Source organism: Amycolatopsis samaneae, assembly GCF_039541975.1.
Classification (GTDB): domain Bacteria; phylum Actinomycetota; class Actinomycetes; order Mycobacteriales; family Pseudonocardiaceae; genus Amycolatopsis; species Amycolatopsis samaneae.
Window position 1 is genome coordinate 527,885 of record NZ_BAABHG010000004.1, and the last position, 15,736, is coordinate 543,620.

General features: G+C 70.4%; 18 protein-coding genes. 5 read left to right on the forward strand and 13 right to left on the reverse strand.

What is annotated here, in order from left to right; genetic code table 11:
• Window positions 1–87 precede the first annotated feature (87 nt).
• The gene (locus tag ABD987_RS12590) at window positions 88–921 is read right to left on the reverse strand and encodes an alpha/beta fold hydrolase (protein WP_345391029.1); all 834 of its coding nucleotides are present in this window, start codon (window positions 919–921) and stop codon (window positions 88–90) included.
• 78 nt (window positions 922–999) lie between these two features.
• On the opposite strand from ABD987_RS12590, the gene ABD987_RS12595 reads away from it, so the two are divergent.
• Window positions 1,000–2,028: a sigma-70 family RNA polymerase sigma factor gene (locus tag ABD987_RS12595; RefSeq protein WP_345391032.1), complete on the forward strand. Its 1,029-nt coding sequence runs from the start codon at window positions 1,000–1,002 to the stop codon at window positions 2,026–2,028.
• Window positions 2,029–2,038: 10 nt separating this feature from the next.
• Here the strand turns inward: ABD987_RS12595 and nucS are convergent, their stop codons facing one another.
• Complete coding sequence (gene nucS, locus ABD987_RS12600; protein ID WP_345391035.1) at window positions 2,039–2,698, reverse strand: endonuclease NucS; 660 nt, start codon at window positions 2,696–2,698, stop codon at window positions 2,039–2,041.
• Window positions 2,699–2,735: 37 nt separating this feature from the next.
• Between nucS and ABD987_RS12605 the strand changes: the two genes are divergently transcribed.
• Window positions 2,736–3,278, forward strand: coding sequence for an NUDIX domain-containing protein (locus ABD987_RS12605; RefSeq protein WP_345391038.1), 543 nt, complete (start codon window positions 2,736–2,738; stop codon window positions 3,276–3,278).
• A gap of 106 nt (window positions 3,279–3,384) precedes the next feature.
• Here ABD987_RS12605 and ABD987_RS12610 read toward each other — a convergent pair whose 3' ends face one another.
• Genes ABD987_RS12610 through ABD987_RS12620 form a run of 3 tightly spaced genes read right to left on the reverse strand, consistent with a single transcriptional unit; the run spans window position 3,385 to window position 5,932 of the window.
• Window positions 3,385–4,158 carry an enoyl-CoA hydratase-related protein gene (locus ABD987_RS12610; protein WP_345391041.1) on the reverse strand — a complete coding sequence of 258 codons (774 nt, stop codon included), beginning with the start codon at window positions 4,156–4,158 and terminating at the stop codon, window positions 3,385–3,387.
• 45 nt (window positions 4,159–4,203) lie between these two features.
• Window positions 4,204–4,872 carry a cupin domain-containing protein gene (locus ABD987_RS12615; protein WP_345391044.1) on the reverse strand — a complete coding sequence of 223 codons (669 nt, stop codon included), beginning with the start codon at window positions 4,870–4,872 and terminating at the stop codon, window positions 4,204–4,206.
• A 43-nt stretch (window positions 4,873–4,915) separates the two neighbouring features.
• On the reverse strand, window positions 4,916–5,932 hold the full coding sequence (locus ABD987_RS12620; protein ID WP_345391610.1) for a GlxA family transcriptional regulator: 1,017 nt from the start codon (window positions 5,930–5,932) through the stop codon (window positions 4,916–4,918).
• A gap of 71 nt (window positions 5,933–6,003) precedes the next feature.
• Between ABD987_RS12620 and ABD987_RS12625 the strand changes: the two genes are divergently transcribed.
• Window positions 6,004–6,564: a cysteine hydrolase family protein gene (locus tag ABD987_RS12625; protein ID WP_345391047.1), complete on the forward strand. Its 561-nt coding sequence runs from the start codon at window positions 6,004–6,006 to the stop codon at window positions 6,562–6,564.
• A gap of 224 nt (window positions 6,565–6,788) precedes the next feature.
• Entirely contained in the window at window positions 6,789–6,992 is a 204-nt protein-coding gene (locus ABD987_RS12630) for a hypothetical protein (RefSeq protein ID WP_345391050.1), read from the forward strand.
• Between the two features lie 20 nt (window positions 6,993–7,012).
• Here ABD987_RS12630 and ehuA read toward each other — a convergent pair whose 3' ends face one another.
• The 5 genes from ehuA to ABD987_RS12655 all read right to left on the reverse strand — a co-directional run bounded on the left by ehuA (window position 7,013) and on the right by ABD987_RS12655 (window position 12,310).
• Window positions 7,013–7,777, reverse strand: a complete 765-nt coding sequence (gene ehuA, locus ABD987_RS12635) for an ectoine/hydroxyectoine ABC transporter ATP-binding protein EhuA (RefSeq protein WP_345391613.1) — start codon at window positions 7,775–7,777, stop codon at window positions 7,013–7,015.
• Window positions 7,778–7,802: 25 nt separating this feature from the next.
• Window positions 7,803–8,462 (reverse strand): ectoine/hydroxyectoine ABC transporter permease subunit EhuD, encoded by a 660-nt coding sequence (gene ehuD / locus ABD987_RS12640; protein WP_345391053.1) that lies wholly within the window; start codon window positions 8,460–8,462, stop codon window positions 7,803–7,805.
• Entirely contained in the window at window positions 8,459–9,163 is a 705-nt protein-coding gene (gene ehuC / locus ABD987_RS12645; protein ID WP_345391056.1) for an ectoine/hydroxyectoine ABC transporter permease subunit EhuC, read from the reverse strand. Before ehuC ends, ehuD begins: the two co-directional genes overlap by 4 nt.
• Window positions 9,164–9,176: 13 nt before the next feature.
• The gene (ehuB, locus tag ABD987_RS12650; protein WP_345391059.1) at window positions 9,177–10,070 is read right to left on the reverse strand and encodes an ectoine/hydroxyectoine ABC transporter substrate-binding protein EhuB; all 894 of its coding nucleotides are present in this window, start codon (window positions 10,068–10,070) and stop codon (window positions 9,177–9,179) included.
• 218 nt (window positions 10,071–10,288) lie between these two features.
• Window positions 10,289–12,310, reverse strand: coding sequence for a protein meaA (locus ABD987_RS12655; RefSeq protein WP_345391062.1), 2,022 nt, complete (start codon window positions 12,308–12,310; stop codon window positions 10,289–10,291).
• A gap of 241 nt (window positions 12,311–12,551) precedes the next feature.
• Between ABD987_RS12655 and ABD987_RS12660 the strand changes: the two genes are divergently transcribed.
• On the forward strand, window positions 12,552–13,178 hold the full coding sequence (locus tag ABD987_RS12660) for a LysE family translocator (RefSeq protein WP_345391065.1): 627 nt from the start codon (window positions 12,552–12,554) through the stop codon (window positions 13,176–13,178).
• Between the two features lie 13 nt (window positions 13,179–13,191).
• Here ABD987_RS12660 and ABD987_RS12665 read toward each other — a convergent pair whose 3' ends face one another.
• Genes ABD987_RS12665 through ABD987_RS12675 form a run of 3 tightly spaced genes read right to left on the reverse strand, consistent with a single transcriptional unit; the run spans window position 13,192 to window position 15,648 of the window.
• Complete coding sequence (locus ABD987_RS12665) at window positions 13,192–14,400, reverse strand: alpha/beta hydrolase family protein (protein WP_345391068.1); 1,209 nt, start codon at window positions 14,398–14,400, stop codon at window positions 13,192–13,194.
• The gene (locus tag ABD987_RS12670; protein WP_345391071.1) at window positions 14,397–15,218 is read right to left on the reverse strand and encodes an NmrA family NAD(P)-binding protein; all 822 of its coding nucleotides are present in this window, start codon (window positions 15,216–15,218) and stop codon (window positions 14,397–14,399) included. The genes ABD987_RS12665 and ABD987_RS12670 overlap by 4 nt, the downstream gene beginning before the upstream one ends.
• A complete protein-coding gene (locus tag ABD987_RS12675; RefSeq protein WP_345391074.1) occupies window positions 15,211–15,648 on the reverse strand; it encodes a nuclear transport factor 2 family protein in 438 nt (145 codons plus the stop codon). Before ABD987_RS12675 ends, ABD987_RS12670 begins: the two co-directional genes overlap by 8 nt.
• Window positions 15,649–15,736: the final 88 nt, after the last annotated feature.

The window sequence follows — 15,736 nt, forward strand, 5'->3', positions numbered from 1 at the left end:
AGCAGCGTCCCCAGTATGACCACAGTGGACACTCCGGCCGCGCTCGGCGGCACCACGCTCGGCTGGGCGGAAAGGCCGGTGTGCTCGTCAGCTTTCCCGCAGCACCGCGCGCAGCCGGGTCGCGAAGGCCGCCGGGTCCCCGGCGAATCCGATGTGGTCACCGGGGAACCGGACGGACTCGACGTCGAGTCCCGCCGCGAGCGCCTCCGACGTGCGTTCACAGATCTGACCGGCGGAATCCTCGCCGATGCCCACCACGATCCGGGAGGACACCGCGCGCAGCGCGGCGAAGTCCGGCTGCCAGCGGACGGTCGGGCGCATCATGTGCTGGTACTGGAAGTCGTCGTCGGCGATCTGCTGCGCGTCGCGCTCGCCGCCGAAGACCTGCTGGAACACCGGCTCCGGCATAACGATCTTGGCCTGCGCCAGGAACTTCCGCATCGCGCCGACGGGATCGCCCGCGAGGTAGGTCGCGATGATCTCCTCCGAGCCCGCGAACAGTTCCTCGCGGTCCTCGAGCAGGCCGAGCGACGGCGGTTCGTGGGCGACAAGAGTACTGACCAGGTCGGCGTGGGCCTGGGTGAGCGCCAGCGCGCTGACGGCGCCGCCGCTGGAGCCGAGCACCGTGGCGGGGCCCGCGTCCACGTGCCTGATGAGCCGCGCGAGGTCGTCGGCCCGCAGTTCCGCCGTCGCGTCCTGGTCACGGTCCTCGACCGTGCTGCGGAAGATGCCGCGCGGGTCGGTGGTGAGCACGGTGTACTCGTCGGCCAGCAGGTCGGCCAGCGGCGCGAACGACCGGGCGTCCATCGGCGCCCCGACGAGCACCACCAGCGGGCCCTCGCCGCGCAGCTCGTAGTGCAGCCGCGCGCCGGGCACCGGGAGCGTATCGGTGGTGACGGGGACGGCTGGGGTGACGTTCATCGAAATCCTCCTGGTCAAGGGCCCGGAAAAGGGCGTTCACCGGTAAGTGACTCCCGCTGTCGGGCAGAATCATCGCTTGTGAGCGAACTTTCTTCGCGGGTTGTCGAGGACCCCGACCTGGCCGGTGCCCGCGCGGGGGACGACGACGCGTTCGCCCGGCTGGTCGAGCCGCTGCGCCGGGAGCTGCACGCGCACTGCTACCGCATGCTCGGCTCCGTCCACGACGCCGACGACGCGCTGCAGGACGCCCTGCTGCGGGCCTGGCGGGGCCTCGCGCGGTTCGAAGGCCGCAGCTCGCTGCGGTCGTGGCTCTACACCGTCACCACCCGGACCTGCCTCGACCTCGCCGAGAGCCGGGGGAAGCGCGCGCTGCCGATCGATCTCGGCCCGTCCAGCGAGCGCGCGGTCCTCGACAACGCCCCGCTGAACGACGTCGCGTGGCTCGGTCCCTACCCCGACACCGGCCTCCGGGACGTCGCGGCCGGCCCGGACGCCCGCTACGAGCAACGGGAAGCGGTCGAACTCGCCTTCGTCGCCGCCTGTCAGCACCTGCCGGGCAACCAGCGCGCGGCGCTCCTGCTGTTCGACGTCCTCGGGTTCTCCGCCGCCGAAATCGCCGACACGATGGCGACCTCCACCGCCTCGGTGAACAGCGCGCTGCAACGCGCCCGCAAGATCGTCGCCGAGAAGGTGCCCGCCCGTACCCAGCAGCGGACGCTGCGCGAAATCGACGACAGCCGGGTGCGGGAGATCGTCACCGGGTACGCCGGCGCGCTGGAACGCGGCGACGCCGACACGCTGGTCGCGCTGCTCACCGAGGACGTCACGTGGTCGATGCCGCCGCTGCGGCACTGGTACCGCGGGATCGAGGCCGTCCGCGACTTCGCCGTCGAAATCCCGCTGACCCGCTGCCCCAGCTGGCGACACCGGGTCACCAGCGCGAACGGGCAGCCCGCCGTCGCCTGCTACCTCGGCGGATCCGCCGACGCGCCGCACCTGGCGTGGTCGATCAACGTGCTGACCCTGCGCGACGAGCGCATCGCCGAGGTCACCTCGTTCGTCGGCGCGGAGCACTTCGGCGCGTTCGGGCTACCGGACTCACTCTGAGCGGAAACGCTCAGAACAGGCGGAACTCGTCGGATTCGATGCCGCGCAACGCGTCGTAGTCCAGGGTCACGCAGCGGATGCCGCGGTCCTCGGCGAGCGTGCGGGCCTGCGGCTTGATCAGCTGCGCGGCGAACACACCCTGCACCGGCGCCAGCAGCGGATCACGGTTGAGCAGTTCGAGATAGCGGGTCAGCTGCTCGACACCGTCGATCTCGCCACGTCGCTTGATCTCGACGGCGACGCTGCGGCCGTCGCCGTCACGCGCCATGATGTCGACCGGCCCGATCGCGGTCGGGAACTCGCGCCGCACCAGCGTGTGTCCCTCGCCGAGGGTCGTGATGTGCTCGGCGAGCAGCTCCTGCAGGTGCGCCTCGACGCCGTCCTTCTGCAGCCCCGGCTCGGCGCCGAGTTCCTGCTGGTGATCGTGGTAGATCTCGTCGATGCTGATGACGAGCTTCTCGCCCTGCTTGTTCTCGACGATCCAGATCTTGCCGTCCTCGATCAGCCAGCACGGCGGGCTCATCCAGTTCAGCGGCTTGTAGGCGCGGTCGTCGGAGTGCACCGACACCGAACCGTCGGCCTTGACGAGCAGCAGCCGGGTGGCCATGGGCAGATGGGCGGTCAGCCTGCCGGCGTAGTCGACCTGGCAGCGAGCGATCACGAGACGCACCCGCCGAGGGTAGGACAGGCTCCGCGATACTGGGCGAGTGGACCCCATTCAGCGTGTCGCGTCCCGCGAGGTGTACCGGAACAACTGGCTGACCGTGCGCGAGGACATGATCCGGCGGCAGGACGGCAGCCCCGGCATCTACGGCGTTATCGACAAACCGACCTTCGCGCTCGTCATCCCGTTCGACGGCGAACGGCTGCGGCTGGTCGAGCAGTACCGCTATCCGATCGGGTTACGGCGCTGGGAGTTCCCGCAGGGGACCGCCCCCGACCGCGCCGAGATGCCGCGCCGGGAGCTGGCCGCGCGCGAACTGCGCGAGGAGACCGGGCTGACCGCCGAGACGTTCACCCACCTCGGCCTGATCGACCTGGCCCCCGGGACCTCCAGCCAGCGCGGGCACGTCTACCTGGCGACCGGGCTCACCGAGGGCGAACCGGAGCGGGAGCACGAGGAGCAGGACATGCGCACCGCGTGGTTCGAGCGCGGCGCGGTGGAGAAGATGATCACCAGCGGTGAACTCACCGACGCCCAGTCACTGGCCGCCTACACCCTTTTCCTGCTCCACGAACGAAACTCCTGAGCTGGTCACGTTCTCCGGAGGTCGAACGCCCCAATGTGGCGTTCGGTGCGTTGAACGCACCGAACGCCACATTGGGGCGCATGAGCCGTGCGCGGAGCCGAGCTGCTCAGTCCGGCCATTCCGGGCGGCGCTTCTCGAGGAACGCGGCCATCCCTTCGCGGGCGCCGGGCAGCTGGGACGCGGCGGCCATGACCTCGAGCGCGATCGCGTAGGCGTCGGCCTCGGGACGGTCGAGCTGGGCGTACAGCGTCTGCTTGCCGAGTGCCTTGCTGGCACGGCTGCCCCGGGTCGCCCGCGCCAGCAGTTCGGCGACGGCCTCGTCCAGCGTGTCGTCGGGGACGACCCGGTTCACCAGGCCCCAGTCCAGCGCGGTGGCGGCGTCGACGACGTCGCCGGTCAGCGCCAGCTCCATCAGCCGCTTGCGCCCCACCGCCCTGGCGACCGGCACGGCCGGGGTGTGACAGAACCAGCCGCCCTTCCCGCCGGGCAGGGCGAAACCGGCCGACTCCGCCGCGACGGCCAGATCGCACGACGCCACGAGCTGACAGCCCGCGGCGGTGGCCAGGCCGTGCACCCGCGCGAGCACGATCTGCGGCACCGACTGCATCGTGCGCATCAGCTCGGTGCACAGCTTCAGCAGTTCACGCACCCCCGGCAGGTCCCGCGCGGCGACGTCGCCGAAGTCGTGCCCCGCGGAGAACACCGGGCCCGCGCCGGCCAGCACGATGCCGGTGGCGTCGGTGCGCCCGATCTCGCGGAACGCCGCGAGCAGCTCGGCGAGGTGCTCGGCGGACAGCGAGTTCCGCCGCGCGGCGCGGTTCATGGTGACGGTGACGGTCTCGCCGTCCCGCTTCACGAGGATGTGCTCGTACTCGGCCATGACCCGACGGTAACCCCCACGGCGCGGGAACGAAACGTGCGCGCGTCAGGCGTCCGACTGCACCGGCTCGTGCAGGAAGAGAATCGTGCAGCCGGTCCGGCTGAACGTCTGGTGCTCGACGGGATACGGATAGTCGACGAAGTCCCCCTTCACCCGGTGCGCCGTCTGCCGGGTCCCGTCGGGGAACACCAGCTCGTCGTCGGCTTCACCGTCGAGGAACAGGAACCGGTGTGCGGTGGGATGGGGATGCCGGGGCGCGGTCGCGCCCGGCTCGAAATGGGACAGCCCGACCACCCGCTCGTCGAAGTTCTCGTCGAACGTGACGTCGAGGAGCAGCCGGAACCACACGCCGGGACTCGACTCCCGCCAGCCGTCGGGACCGAACACGTCCGCGGCGGGCGCGCCCAGCCGTTCGCCCTTCAGCACGAGAGCCAGTGCGCCACCAGAGCCCGCCAGCAAAGTGCCGTCGCCGGGCAGCGCGCGATAGGCACCGACACCGCCGATCGAGAGCTCACCGTCCAGCACGAGGATCCGGTCGTCCGGGGACCCGGGTACCGCGAACTCGGCTCCCGGGCCGAACCGCAGCAGCGAAAACGAGTCGCCGTGCGGGGAACTCAGCAATTCCTTGGTCCAGACACCGGGAATCCGCTCGCCGTCGCTCCTGGCCGCCGGTGTCCACCGGACAGGGCCGAAGGTCGAAGTGTGGCCCGTCATTTCTCTCCTGACCGCGGTGGTTCACCATTCGACGTCGAGGACATCACCCCGGACCGCGCTGGTCGAGGCCGTTGCCCGTAGCGTCGCGGAGCACGGCGTGATCAGGCAGGCGGCGGGACCGGAACGTGCGCCGGTAGGAGTCCGGGCCGACGCCGACCTCGGCCCGGAGCCTGCGCCGCAGGTTTCCCGCGGTGCCCAGCCCGGACCGCTCGGCGACCCGCTCGACGGACAGTTCGGTGGTCTCCAGCAGCCGCCGCGCGTGACGCACCCGCTGCACCAGCAGCCACCTGCCCGGCGTGACCCCGGTGGCGGCCGCGAACTCGCGGTGGAAGGTGCGCTCGCTCATGCCCGCGTGCCCGACCAGATCGTCCACCCCGATCCCGGTGCCGAGCCGCGCCATCGCCCAGTCCATTGTGGACGCCAGGCCGGGACGGGACGGCCTCGGCGGCAACGGGTGCTCGACGTACTGGCGCTGTCCGCCCTCGCGCGCGGGCGGCATGACCAGGTGGCGGGCCAGCGCCGCGGCCACGTCGGCGCCCTGCTCGCGGCGGACCAGGTGCAGGCACAGGTCGAGCCCGCCGACGACACCCGCCGAGGTCAGCACGTCGCCGTCGTCGGTGTAGAGGACGTCCGGCGCCAGCCGGGCCCCTGGCGCGGCGCGTTCCAGGCCGTCGAACAGCCGCCAGTGCGTCGTCGCGGCCCGTCCGTCGAGCAGTCCGGCGGCGGCCAGGGTGAACGCGCCCGAACAGAGCGACGCGACGACGGCGTCGCGCCGGTGCGCGCGGCGCAGCGCGGCGACGGCGGCCTCCGGGACCTCCTCGCGCGGGTCCGCGCGGCCGGGCGCGAGCACGAGGTCGCACCCGTCGAGACCGGCGAGCCCGTGCGTCGCCGCGATGTCCCCTGCCGGGTGCAGCGCCGTACGCACCCGGCCCTGGCTGCACCAGCGCAGCGCGAACGGTCCGATCCCACGGTCGGCGCGGTCCTCGCCCCAGACCTCGCCGATCACCGCGAGGTCGAACATCCGGGTGCCCGGCAGCAGCAGAACGCCGATCGTGTACATGGCAGAAAAGTATCGCATGACGCCTCTTCTGCCACTCCCCGCGACGACCGGGGACCGCGAAACTCGACGGCATGACGAACACGGCACTGATCCTGATCGACGTCCAGCGCGGTTTCGACGCCGCCGGCTTCTGGGGCCCGCGCAACAATCCCGGCGCCGAAGCCAACATCAAGGCACTCCTCGACGCCTGGCGGGAGCGACGGCTCCCCGTCGTCATGGTGCACCACGACTCCCCGAAGCCGGACTCGCCGCTGCGCCCCGGCCAGGAGGGCAACGACTTCAAGCCCGAACTCGACGGTGCCCGGCCGGACCTGGTGTTCGGCAAGAAGGTGAACTCGGCGTTCCTCGGCGACGTCGATCTCGACGCGTGGCTGAAGACCAGGGGGATCACGAGCTTCGTGCTCGCCGGGATCCAGACGAACTTCTGCTGCGAAACCACCGCGCGGATGGGCGGAAACCTCGGCTACGACGTGACTCTCGCCCTCGACGCCACCTACACCTTCGACCTCGCCGGGCCGGACGGCGCCGTGCTGACCGCGGACGAACTGGCCCGCGCGACCGCGACGAACCTGCACGGCGGCGGTTTCGCGGCCGTGAAGTCCACAAAGGACGTACTGGCCGGGCTCCGCTGATCCGGCGGCCACCGATCGCCCGGGGAGCCGGGTGGCGCGAACCCGGTTCCCCGGACGAACCGGAGCGGCGAACGGGGAGCCACCGGGAACCCGGCGGCTCGGTACGTCCGGAAGCCCGGTTTGGGGTCTACGTCTCCCGGGCAGCCGGCACCGGCCCGGCCGGAGCCGGAGGTCACGGGGTGAGGTGAGGAGTCCGCACTCCGCGGGCCGGTGATCGCCTTCCCGTGAAGAACATCATCCCGGGGGCCACCGGTCGAGCGGTCTGCCCGTTCGGCGGCGGGCCGGTGGTGCGATCGGGCAGCGGGCGGCTTCCCGGGGCGAGTTGGGTGCTGAAGGACGCTTTCAGTGCGTTGGCCGCACTGAAGGACGCCTTCAGCGCACTGAACGCACCGATGGCGTCCTTCAGCACACCCGGGCACCCGCCGTGACTGCCCCCGGTAACGCCCGGTCACTCGCGGTCGATCACCGCCCGCAAGAAGCGCCGGGTCCGCTCGTGTCCCGGCTCGCTGAACAGCTTCTCCGGCACGGCGTCTTCGAGCACCCGGCCGTGGTCGAACATCATCACGCGGTCCGAAACATCCTGCGCGAACTGCATTTCGTGGGTCACGCACAGGATCGTGATGTCCGTGCTCGTCGCGATGTCCCGCAGCACCCGCAGGACGTCGGCGACGAGTTCCGGGTCGAGCGCGGAGGTCACCTCGTCCAGCAGCAGCACGTCGGGCCGCATCGCGAGCGCCCGCGCGATGGCCACGCGCTGCTGCTGCCCGCCGGAGAGCTGGGCCGGATGGGCCTGGGCCTTGTCCGACAGGCCGACCATGTCCAGCAGGTCGAGCGCGCGGGCCTCGGCCTCGTCGGCGGCGAGGCCGAGCGACCGCACGGGCGCCTCGGTGATGTTGCGCAGCACGTTCATGTTGGGAAAAAGGTTGAACTGCTGGAACACCATCCCGATGCGGCGGCGCATCGCGCGCAGGTGCTTCTCGTCCGCGCGCCCGAGCCGGTCCCCTTTCCGGACGTGGCTCAGGTAGTCGCCGCACACCTCGATCGTGCCGCCGTCGACCTTCTCCAAGGTCATCAGCAGCCGCAGGATCGTCGTCTTCCCGGAGCCGCTCGGCCCGATCAGCGAGACGAACTCCCCCGGCGCGACGGTGAAGTCGAGGTGGTCGAGCACCACGTTGTCGCCGAATCTCTTGACGACGCCGGAAAACCGGATCATCGCGTGCGGGTCGGGCGGCAGGGGGTCAGGCACTGTGGGCACGGCGGCGTTCCAATCTGCGGACCAGTATCGAGGCGGGCAGGCTCACCAGCAGGAAGAGCACCCCGGCCATGGTGTAGGGCTCGACGACGCGGAAGGTCTCGGCACCCACCGCCTTCGCCTGGTACAGCACGTCCAGCACGCCGATCGACAGCAGCAGCGGGGTTTCCTTGAACATCGAGATGGTGTAGTTGCCCAGCGCGGGCAGCACGCGCGGGATCGCCTGGGGCAGGATCACCGCGCGCCACACGTGCGCCCGCGGCAGGTTCAGCGCGACCGCGGCCTCCCACTGTCCTTTCGGGACGGCGTCGATCCCCGCCCGGTACACCTCGGCCGTGTAGGACGCGTAGTGCAGCCCGAGTGCCACCACGCCGGAGACGAAGGCGGACATCTTGAACCCGGTCAGCGAGGGCAGCAGCCAGAACAGCACGAACACCTGGATCAGCAGCGGGGTGCTGCGCACGAACTCGACGAACAGCCAGATCGCCTGGGAGAGCACGGGAATCCGGGCGCGGCGCAGCACCGCGAGCGCGAGCCCGAGCAGGTAGGCCAGCACCGAGCCGAGCAGCGTGAGCTCGACAGTCACGAGCAAACCCTTGAGCAGCAACGGAAGTGATTCGACCGCCGCCTGCCAGCTCCAGTTCATCCCGCACCTCCCGCCGAGGCGAAGACCTTGGCCCGTGCCGGCGGTGTCCGGCCGAGCCGCCGCGCGGCGGACCGCTCCAGTGCCCGCATCCCGATCGTGATCAGGATCGCCAGCAGCAGGTAGAGCACCAGTTCCGTGGCGTAGATCCAGCCGAGATCGGCGCCGAACACCGGGCGCAGCAGCTCACCCTGTTCGGCGATCTCCCCCGCCGAGATGAACGAGAGCAGCGCGGTGCTCTTGAGCAGCTGGATGAACAGGTTGTTGAACGGGGGCAGCATTTCCACGAAGGCCTGCGGCAGCAGGACCCGGAACATCCGCTGCGCCGGGGACAGGTTGAGCGCGATCGCACCCTCGTACTGCGCCTTCGGCACCGACCGCACCGCGCCCCGCACGACTTCCGCGCCGTAGGCGCCGTGGTTGAGGCCCAGCACCATGATGCCCGCGAAGAGCGGCACGAGCTGGAAGCCGACGAGCACGGGCAGCACGAAGAACAGCCAGAACAGCTGGACGACCTCCGAGGTGCCCCGGAATATCTCGACGTACACCCGCGCGATCCCGCGGACGAGCCGCGACGGCGAGAGCAGTGCGAGGCCGGCGACGAGGGAAAGCACCACGGTGAGCGCGATTCCGCCGAGCGCGGCCTCGACCGTAGCGGTCAGTCCACTGAGGACGGAGGTGACGATGTGCGGCACATTCGACACAGTTTACCACCCGCTACGCGGCGCACAGTTTCTCGGTGGTCACGTCCGGCTTCGGCAGGTTCGCCTCGGTGAAGCCGAACGGGGCGACGATCTTCACCCATTCCCCGCCCTCGTGCAGCTTCTTCAGCTCGGCGTTGAAGGCGTCCCGCAGCGGCGCGTCGCCGGTGCGGAAGACGAAACCGCCCGCCGAGATCACCGGTTTGCCGTCCTTCACCGGGTCGAACCCCTGCGTCACCTCGGCGGCGGCGCCGGGGTTCTTCTTCAACAGGTCCTTGAGCGAGATGTCGGTGAGCGCGGCGCAGTAGACCCGGCCGTCGGTGACCGCGCGCAGCAGGTTGTCCTGGCTGTCCAGGGTGGTGATCTGGTCCTCGGGTACCCCGGAGTCGGTGGCGTAGCCCTTCTCCACCGCCGCCGAAAGCACCGCGACCTTGACCTTCTTCGCCTTGATGTCCTCGAACTTCAGCACCTGCTGGGGATTTCCCTTCGGCACCAGCAAAGCCGTCAGCGCCGAGTAGTCCGGCAGTGAGAAAGCCGCCTGGCCGCAGCGTTTCTGCGTGATGTTCATGCCGGCCGCGACGACGTCGTACTTCTTCGCGTTGAGCGCGGGAATCAGCTGGTCGAAGGACACCGCTTCGGCCTCGACGGTGTCGATGCCCATCGCCTTGAACACCGCGCGCGCGACCTCGGGGGCCTCCCCGGTGACCCGCCCGCCCTGGTCGGTGAATCCGTACGGCGACTCGTTCGCGATGCCGATTTTGATCTTCTTGGCGCTCTTGGCCGCCTGCAACGCGTCCCCGGAGGAAGTCGACGTGCACGCGGACAACAGGACGGGACCGCCGATCGCGACGGCGCCCAACACCGCCGAACGGCGGAAAAAGTCACGCCGGGACCACTCGCCGTGCTTCATGACAGCACCTCGTTTCGATCCATTCTGGGTGGAACCGAACGTAGGTGCCGCACCGGAACAAAGCACGACGAGCGGAATGATCACCGGCGGCCGTTATCGGAAATTGACTATAGGAAACGGAAAGTGTCCGGCCCGGCTCACCCCGTTACCCTGATCTCGCGTGATGAAAATTAGAAACGCGATCGTCGTGATATCGGTTAGTTTCCGAATACGCGATTTCAGGCGGGCAGCCCGTGCCGTTCCCGCACCAGGCTCACGATGCCGTCCATGATGTCGGTCAGCTCGTAGTCCTTCGGTGTGAACACGCGCGCGATCCCCCGGTCGAGCAGGAGCCGCTCGTCGTCCGGCGGGATGATGCCGCCGACGATCACCGGGATGTCCCCGGCGCCCGCGGCCCGCAGCCCGTCCACGACGTTCGGCACGACCTCCAGGTGCGAGCCCGACAACACGGACAGGCCGACCACGTGCACGCCCTCCTGCACCGCGGCCGCGACGATCTGCTCCGGGGTCAGCCGGATGCCCTGGTAGACGACCTCGAAACCGACGTCGCGCGCCCGGACGGCGACCTGCTCGGCGCCGTTGGAATGCCCGTCCAGCCCGGGTTTCCCGACCAGGATGCGCAGCCGCTCGCCGAGTTCGTCCCCGGTCACCTCGACCCGCGCGCGGACGCGCTCCAGCCCGGGATCACCGGTGCCCGGCGCCGCCGAGGCGGACACCCCGGTCGGCGCGCGGTACTCGCCGAAAACCGCCCGCAGCGCGGCCGCCCACTCGCCGGTGGTGACCCCGGCCCTCGCACAGTCCACAGTGGCCTCGAACAGGTTCTCCGTGGTCCCGGCCTTCGTCCGCAGGTCCGCCAGCGCGCGTTCGACGGCGGTGTTGTCGCGCCGCTCCCGCCATTCCTCGATCGCGGCGATCGCGGCCTTCTCCACCGCCGGGTCGACGGTCTCGATCGCCTTGGCACCTTCGGCCTGCAAGGGCGAGGGCTCGGTGGTCTCGAACCTGTTGACCCCGACCAGTACCCGCTCGCCGTTCTCCATCCCCCGGCGGTACTCCGCGAGCGAGGTGACCAGCTGCGACTTCATGTAGCCGCTCTCGACCGCCGCGACCGCCCCGCCGAGATCCTGGACGTGTGCGATCTCCTCGCGCGCCCCGGCCACGATCTCGTCCACCTTGGCCTGGATGACGTGCGAGCCGTCGAAGATGTCCTCGTACTCCAGAAGATCCGTCTCAAACGCGAGCACCTGCTGCATCCGCAGCGCCCACTGCTGGTCCCACGGCCGGGGCAGGCCGAGCGCCTCGTTCCACGCCGGCAACTGGATCGCGCGGGCCCGCGCGCCGCGCGAGAGCGACACGGCGAGCATCTCCAGCACGATGCGCTGGACGTTGTTCTCCGGCTGCGCCTCCGTCAGTCCGAGCGAGTTGACCTGGACGCCGTAGCGGAGCCGCCGCGCCTTCGGATCGGTGACGCCGTAGCGGTCGCGGGTGATCTCGTCCCAGAGCGCGGTGAACGCGCGCATCTTGGACATCTCCTCGACGAACCGCACCCCGGCGTTGACGAAGAACGAGATCCGCGAGACGACCCTGCCCATGTCGCTCTCGTCGATCTGCCCGGAGTCGCGGACCGCGTCGAGGACGGCGATGGCGGTGCACAGCGCGTAGGCGACCTCCTGCGTCGGCGTCGCCCCCGCCTCCTGCAGGTGATAGCTGCAGATGTTGATCGGGTTCCACTTCGGCACGTGGTGCACGGTCCAGGCGATCATGTCGGTGATCAGCCGCAGGCTCGGCCCCGGCGGGAAGATGTAGGTCCCGCGGGACAGGTACTCCTTGATGATGTCGTTCTGGGTGGTGCCCGCCAGCTTGGCCAGCACCTCGTCCACGTCGCGTCCCTCGGCTTCGGCCTGCTCACGCGCCACGGAGACGTACAGCGCCAGCAGCCACATGGCGGGCGCGTTGATGGTCATCGACGTGTTGGCCTCGGCGAGCGGGATGCCGTCGAAGAGCCGCCGCATGTCCCCCAGGTGCGAGACCGGGACGCCGACCTTGCCGACCTCACCGCGCGCGAGCTGGTGGTCCGGGTCGTAGCCGGTCTGCGTCGGCAGGTCGAACGCGACCGACAGGCCGGTCTGCCCCTTGGCGAGGTTGCGGCGGTAGAGCTCGTTGGACGCGGCCGCCGAGGAGTGCCCGGCGTAGGTGCGCATCACCCATGGCCGGTCCCGCTCACGATCCGTTGGATAGGGCACGGTGCACCTCCGGGTGGACGACCCACCGATTGTACCGGCCAGTAACATCGCCGACCCAGTGGAATCGGACACGTCAGGGTGACCAGGACGGCCACCCGCGCCCGAGGTCTCGCGTGTCTGGCGGCGGAACTCACGTGATTGAACACGGAACTCGCGTGATCGGGCGGAGAACTCGCGTGTTTGGAGGTGTGTGACGGAAATCCGCGAGACGTCGCCGACGCCCAGCGGTTAGCGTGCACCGGTGACGTGGAGTGCTTACGGCAGTTACCTGGTCATCGCCGTGCTGATCGTGCTCGCGCCGGGGCCGGACACGATGGTGATGCTCAAGAACGCCCTCGCGGGCGGGGCGAAGGGCGGTCTGCTCACCACCGCGGGGATCTTCGCGGGCAACGCCGTCCAGGGCACCGCGGCGGCGCTCGGGCTCGGGGTCGTCATCGCGAAGTCGCAGCCGGTGTTCGTCACGCTCAAGTGGCTCGGCGCCGCGTACCTGCTCTTCCTCGGCTTCCAGGCGCTGCGCGGGGCGTGGCGCGGCGACTACACCGGCGTCGCCGAGGCCCAGCGCCGGAAGGCGAGCGGCTTCCGGCGCTGGCGCGAGGGATTCCTGTCCAACATCACCAACCCCAAGGTGCTGGTGCTCTACCTGTCGGTGCTGCCGCAGTTCCTCGACCCCGGCCACACCACCACGCTGGACGCGCTGACGCTCGCCTACACCGTCGCGGTGCTGGGCTCGGCCTGGCTGCTGGTGCTGCTGTTCTTCGTGCACCGCGTCCGCGGCTGGCTGGAGCGGCGCCGGGTCCGCCGCGCCCTCGACGGCGTGACCGGGACGGCGCTGATCGGGTTCGGCGCCGCCCTGGCCATGGAGTCCTGACCCCGCCGCCGGGTCAGAGCGTGCGGTCCAGCCAGTCGTAGATCCGCCCGCTCGCCAGCCGCTGCGCGCCCGCGTGGCAGTGCGCGTCGGCGCCTTCCGCCGCGGTGAAGGTCATCAGCGTCTTCGGCGCGTTCAGGTGTTCGTAGAGCCGCTTGGGCTCGGGCAGGGTGTCCTCGTCACCGTTGAAGAACAGGTCCTCCTCCGCGTCGCAGACCAGCACCGGGCAGGTGATCCGCTCGGCGACGCCGTCCTCCAGCGTGTACTGGAGGTACTTGGCGACGAACTCGCGGTCGGTCGCGGCACCCATGACGTACCGGCCGTGGTCGCACGCCCAGCGCATGGTCGGGCTCGCCTCCCTCGCCGCGGCGAGGATCGCGTCGAGTTCGTCGTCCCGCTCGGCGTTGGCGCGGCGCACGATCTCCGCGCGGTCCCACTTCAGGAACGACGTCAGGACCGAAGCCGCGTCATAGATGCCGTCCACCGCGACCACCGCGGCCAGCCGGGACTCGAACGCCGCCGCGCGCGGCGCGAGCATGCCGCCGAGGCTCACCCCGAGCAGCGCGATCTTCTCCTGGTCGACACCGGGCACCCCGGCGAGGAAGTCCAGCACCGGGCCGACCACGTTTTCCCAGTCCGGCCGGAACACCAGCCCGCGCCGGATCGCGCTCGGCTGCCCGGGACCGTCGAAGGTCAGCACGTGGTAGCCGCGCTCGACCCCGGCCGGCGCGCCGAAGTAGTGGAGTTCCTCGGCGCTGCCGTCGAACCCGTTGTGCATCACCAGCGTCGGCTTCGGGCCCTCCCCCGGCGCCCGGTAGAAGTAGCCGCGCAAAACCGTGTCCTGGTAAGGGATTTCCACCGGTTCGACGGCCGGGCCGAGCAGCTCCACCGCGCGGTGGAAGGACTCCGAGCTGCGGTCGTAGGAGTGGTTGATCCGCGGGTCGCCCGGGTTGCCGTGCAGGAAGAACCCGGCCGAGAAGTAGTAGGTCGAGGCCCGCATCAGCAGGTCCCGCTCGGTCACCGGACGCGCGGACTTCGCCTCCTCGGCCAGGCGGTCGGCCGCCGCGAGGTAGGCGTCGTGCCAGCTGTCGTAGTCACCCGGCTTCACCTGGGACGCCGCGGCGAGAACCTCGCCGAAGTCCGCGCCACCGTAGGAAGCGTGGCTGAACAGGCGCACGGTCTCGAACCAGAACTGGGGGTCGTTTTCGAACATGAGCTGCTTCATCGGATCTCCTCCTTGACGAACGTGTGGAACGAGCGGGCCGGGGTTCCGGTGACCCGCTCGACGGTCGGGGTGACACGGTCTTCGGCGCCGCGCCGGATGTCCTCGTCCAGCGCGGCGAGCACGGCGGCGAACGCGGCGGGCAGGCCCGAGTCCGTCAGCCGCCGGGTGAATTCGGCCGGGCCGACGGCACGGTGGCGCACCGGACGTCCGATGTGCCGGGCGACGATCTCGGCGGCTTCGGCGTAACTCAGCGCCTCCGGGCCGGTGAGGACGTGCTCGGTGTTGTGCGGTTCGCCGTCGGTCAGCGCGCGGACCGCGACGGCGGCGATGTCGGTGGCGTCGACGAAGGCGATCCGGCCGTCGCCGGTGGCCGTCACGATCTCGCCGTCCCGCACGCCCTGGGCCACCGGATGCTCGCCGGTGAAGTTCTGCATGAACCAGGACGGCCGGAGCACCGCCCATTCCGGCATTTCCGCGCGCACCAGCCGGGGCAGCACGCCGAGTCCCGAGTCGCCCTCGGCGACCGCGGACGAGCCGAGCAGGACGACGCGGCGGACCCCCGCGGCACGCGCGGTGGCCAGGAACGGCTCGACGACCGGGCCGGGCTCGGCGACCCCGACCGGGGCGACGAGGTACACCGCCCGGACGTCGCGCACGGCGTCGGCGTGGGTGGCGCGATCGGCCCAGTCGAACCGGATCTGACCTGCCCGCGCGGGTTTCCGGGTCGCGGCCCTGGCGGCGACACCGCGCTCGCGCAGCCCGGCGAGCACGCGGCCGCCGGTGGTCCCGGTGGCGCCGATGACCAGCACGTCAGGCATCGCCACCGCCCGCGAACGCCGCCGTCAGCTCGTCGGCGCCGCCGAGTGCCTGTGCTGCGGCGAGCGGGCTCCAGTAGTCGCGGTAGTGCCGGATCTCGCCGTCCCGCACGGTGACGACCGCGACGTAGGACAGCCGGTAGGGCCGCCCGGTGCGCACCACGACACCCTCGGCCGTGAACTCGGCGATCACCACCTCCGGGTCGGTGGTCTCGTGGACGCGCTGCTCGGTGATCGCGCGGAGGTCGACGATGTCCGGATAGTCGCGCAGGTACGCGCGGACCGCGGCGCGACCGTCGAGGCGGCTCGGGTAGCCGGGCGAGGCGAACGGGAACTCCAGCACGCCGTCCTCCGCCCACAACTCGGCGAACGCGGACATTTCCTTGGTAAGCAACAACTTCAGCGCATGCTCGACCAACTCGCGAGGTCGCATGAGAACTCCTTCGACGTTTGGACGATACGGACCCGTCCCGACGTCGAACATACACGGGACGGTACCGTCCCGTCCACCCGTTACACTG

Excerpts from the sequence above, each read along its gene's own strand:
- ABD987_RS12590 (WP_345391029.1), bottom strand. The coding sequence starts at position 921 with ATGAACGTCACCCCAGCCGTCCCCGTCACCACCGATACGCTCCCGGTG.
- ABD987_RS12610 (WP_345391041.1), bottom strand. The coding sequence starts at position 4,158 with ATGGCCGAGTACGAGCACATCCTCGTGAAGCGGGACGGCGAGACCGTC.
- ABD987_RS12615 (WP_345391044.1), bottom strand. The coding sequence starts at position 4,872 with ATGACGGGCCACACTTCGACCTTCGGCCCTGTCCGGTGGACACCGGCG.
- ABD987_RS12620 (WP_345391610.1), bottom strand. The coding sequence starts at position 5,932 with ATGTACACGATCGGCGTTCTGCTGCTGCCGGGCACCCGGATGTTCGAC.
- ABD987_RS12625 (WP_345391047.1), top strand. The coding sequence starts at position 6,004 with ATGACGAACACGGCACTGATCCTGATCGACGTCCAGCGCGGTTTCGAC.
- ehuA (WP_345391613.1), bottom strand. The coding sequence starts at position 7,777 with ATGATCCGGTTTTCCGGCGTCGTCAAGAGATTCGGCGACAACGTGGTG.
- ehuD (WP_345391053.1), bottom strand. The coding sequence starts at position 8,462 with ATGAACTGGAGCTGGCAGGCGGCGGTCGAATCACTTCCGTTGCTGCTC.
- ehuB (WP_345391059.1), bottom strand. The coding sequence starts at position 10,070 with ATGAAGCACGGCGAGTGGTCCCGGCGTGACTTTTTCCGCCGTTCGGCG.
- ABD987_RS12665 (WP_345391068.1), bottom strand. The coding sequence starts at position 14,400 with ATGAAGCAGCTCATGTTCGAAAACGACCCCCAGTTCTGGTTCGAGACC.
- ABD987_RS12670 (WP_345391071.1), bottom strand. The coding sequence starts at position 15,218 with ATGCCTGACGTGCTGGTCATCGGCGCCACCGGGACCACCGGCGGCCGC.
- ABD987_RS12675 (WP_345391074.1), bottom strand. The coding sequence starts at position 15,648 with ATGCGACCTCGCGAGTTGGTCGAGCATGCGCTGAAGTTGTTGCTTACC.